The organism is Lentiprolixibacter sp. (assembly GCF_982873095.1).
In genome coordinates this window covers 532-3257 of the sequence record NZ_CEYNTP010000280.1, presented here as the reverse complement: position 1 = coordinate 3257, position 2726 = coordinate 532, and the positions used below count along the sequence as shown (strand labels likewise).

Below are 2726 nucleotides of genomic sequence, written 5' to 3'. Positions count from 1 at the left end.
TCATCGGGGGTATTCCCTATAATCCGCAACTCGGGAACCCCACCCTTCAGGAAATTGTGGAAGTCATGGAAGGGGAAGTGTTATTTGGACATCAGCACCTGCATCATCAGGCAGGAAATTTCGGTGTAGGGGCGATGCAATTGCACAATTACCTCACCTATATGAAGGAGGATATCCTTGTGATCACCCCTGGAGACCGCTCGGACATTATTCTTGGAGCCCTTCAGGCCAACCTCTCCAGTAATTATCCCAGCGTATCAGGAATTATTTTAAGTGGTGGGCTTCAGCCCGAGACTTCTGTTATCAAACTCATAGAAGGTTTATCCGAAGTTGTCCCCGTCGTTTCAGTTGAGGGGGGCACCTTTGAAGTAGCCAAAAAGATCGGAGATATCAAACCCAGGATATATGCCGAGAACACCCAAAAGATCAATACGTCCATAAAGGATTTCTTCACCTATATCTCCGAGGAGGAACTGGCACAGCGACTGGTTAGTTTTGAGTCCAGCGGAATGAGCCCGAGGATGTTCAAGTATACCCTGCTGAAAAAAGCACAGTCAGACAAGAAGCATATTGTGCTCCCGGAAGGTACCGATCCACGGATCCTGGAGGCAAGCCGGGAATTACTGCTGCATGATGCTGTGGATATCACCCTTTTGGGTGATCCTGAACAGATTAGGTTAACCGTCCAGAACCTGGATATCGGGCTTGACCTCGATAAGGTAAATATGATTGATCCGGTAAAATCCCCCTATTTTGAGGAGTATGCGGATACCTTATACGAATTGAGGAAGCATAAGAACTTAAATCCAGCTATGGCAAGGGACCTGATGGCGGATGTGTCGTATTTCGGCACCATGATGGTGTATAAGGGCCATGTGGACGGGATGGTATCTGGTGCAGCCCATACTACTCAGCATACCGTGCGGCCGGCACTGCAATTCATAAAGAGTAAACCGGGCATATCCGTGGTTTCTTCCGTATTCTTTATGTGCCTGGAAGATCGGGTAACGGTTTTTGGCGACTGTGCGATAAATCCCAACCCCACTGCTCAGGAGCTCGCAGAAATCGCTATTTCTTCAGCGGATACCAGTATGAAGTTTGGGATTGACCCTAAGATCGCCATGCTTTCCTACTCTTCCGGAAGTTCCGGAGCGGGGGCAGACGTGGATAAGGTCAGAAAAGCCACTGAAATAGTAAAGGAGCGGCGTCCCGATCTGTTGGTGGAAGGACCAATACAGTATGATGCTGCGGTAGACAAGGAGGTAGCTAAGAGCAAACTTCCTGACTCTCCTGTAGCCGGGCAGGCCAGCGTATTTATCTTCCCCGATCTCAACACTGGAAACAATACCTACAAAGCAGTGCAAAGGGAGACCAAAGCCCTGGCCATAGGGCCGCTTATTCAGGGTCTTAAGAAACCCGTTAACGATCTGAGCAGGGGTTGTACCGTAGATGATATCATCAATACCGTTATTATAACAGCTGTGCAGGCACAGGAATAAAATCAATACCTATGCATATTCTGGTTTTGAATTCGGGGAGTTCTTCCATCAAATTTCAGCTGCTGAATATGCCATCAGGGGATCTAATAGCCTCCGGACTTGTGGAACGCCTCGGGACAAATGCGACACGGGTTGCCTTTAAGGCTTCTGCAGCTACCTATGAACAGTACTGTGAACTCGCCTCACATAAGGAAGGTTTGGGAGAAATTGCAAAATTTCTGAAGGATCCAAAGAACAACATACTGGCCGCTGGAGAAGAAATCAAGGCAGTAGGCCACCGGGTGGTCCATGGGGGCAGCACCTACTCCGGTACCGTGGCCGTTAACCCGGACGTGAAGAAAATAATAAAGGAACTGGGTTCCCTCGCACCACTGCACAATCCGAATAACCTATTAGGTATAGAGGTAGCGGAACAACTCTTTCCTAACGCCATACAAGTAGCCGTGTTCGATACTGCTTTCCACCAGGCTATCCCGGATAAAGCAAAGCGATATGCCATACCGGACATACTGTATGAAAAGCACGGGATACAGGTATATGGGTTTCACGGGACCAGCCACCAATACGTAGCCCGGGAGGCAGAAAGGTACCTGGGGACGCCCATAGGCAGAATGATCACCATTCATTTGGGTAACGGTTGCAGTATGACTGCTATAAAAGAGGGGCAGAGTTTGGACCACAGCCTGGGCTTCGGGCCATCCAACGGACTGATTATGGGTACACGGAGTGGCGATATCGACCATGCCCTGATTTTCTACCTGGTGAAGGAAGCGGGATATACGCCAGAGGAAATATTAAAAGAATTACCAAGTTTAAATTTAGAAAAAATTTATGCAACCATTACTTATTATTTACACAATCGTAGTCAATTAGATTTTTATTTATTGCAATTAATAAACCATAGAAAAGAAAAATATCAAGAATTTGTTAAAAACCCTTCACCTCTGATACAGCGTTTAAAAGCTGAAAAAATCAAGCGCACTCAAATAACTGCTAAATAAAATGAAAGTAAGTTTTTCTTCCCTTGAAGAGATAAGATTATAGATGTTTTTCCAGAATTATCTAATCCAATTATCATAACTTTTTTGGTGTTCTTGGTGTTTTTGGTGTTCTCTTCTTCCATAGCAAATACCTCAATCAATAACACAAGAATCCTTTAAACTTGTATCTATTATTTTTAACTCCTCATTCATGTTATCTTTTATATTTTAAGACATAATATCATCA

Annotated in this window: 3 protein-coding genes; 2 read left to right on the top strand and 1 reads right to left on the bottom strand. The window is 45.3% G+C overall.

Annotation, left to right across the window (positions count from 1 at the left end):
• Nucleotides 1-1499, top strand: a 1499-nt coding sequence (pta, locus tag AC4E7D_RS13175; protein ID WP_490174248.1) for a phosphate acetyltransferase, incomplete at its 5' end; no start/stop codon positions are given.
• 11 nt (nt 1500-1510) lie between these two features.
• Nucleotides 1511-2500: an acetate/propionate family kinase gene (locus AC4E7D_RS13170; RefSeq protein WP_490174247.1), complete on the top strand. Its 990-nt coding sequence runs from the start codon at nt 1511-1513 to the stop codon at nt 2498-2500.
• Here AC4E7D_RS13170 and AC4E7D_RS13165 read toward each other — a convergent pair.
• The gene (locus tag AC4E7D_RS13165; protein WP_490174249.1) at nt 2482-2622 is read right to left on the bottom strand and encodes an ADP-ribosylation factor-like protein; all 141 of its coding nucleotides are present in this window, start codon (nt 2620-2622) and stop codon (nt 2482-2484) included. The two genes, AC4E7D_RS13170 and AC4E7D_RS13165, sit on opposite strands and share 19 nt — an antisense overlap.
• Between the last annotated feature and the right edge of the window lie 104 nt (nt 2623-2726).

What these genes read in the sequence shown, in the direction of transcription:
- AC4E7D_RS13170 (WP_490174247.1), top strand. Translation starts at nt 1,511, where the DNA reads ATGCATATTCTGGTTTTGAATTCGGGGAGTTCTTCCATCAAATTTCAG.
- AC4E7D_RS13165 (WP_490174249.1), bottom strand. Translation starts at nt 2,622, where the DNA reads ATGGAAGAAGAGAACACCAAAAACACCAAGAACACCAAAAAAGTTATG.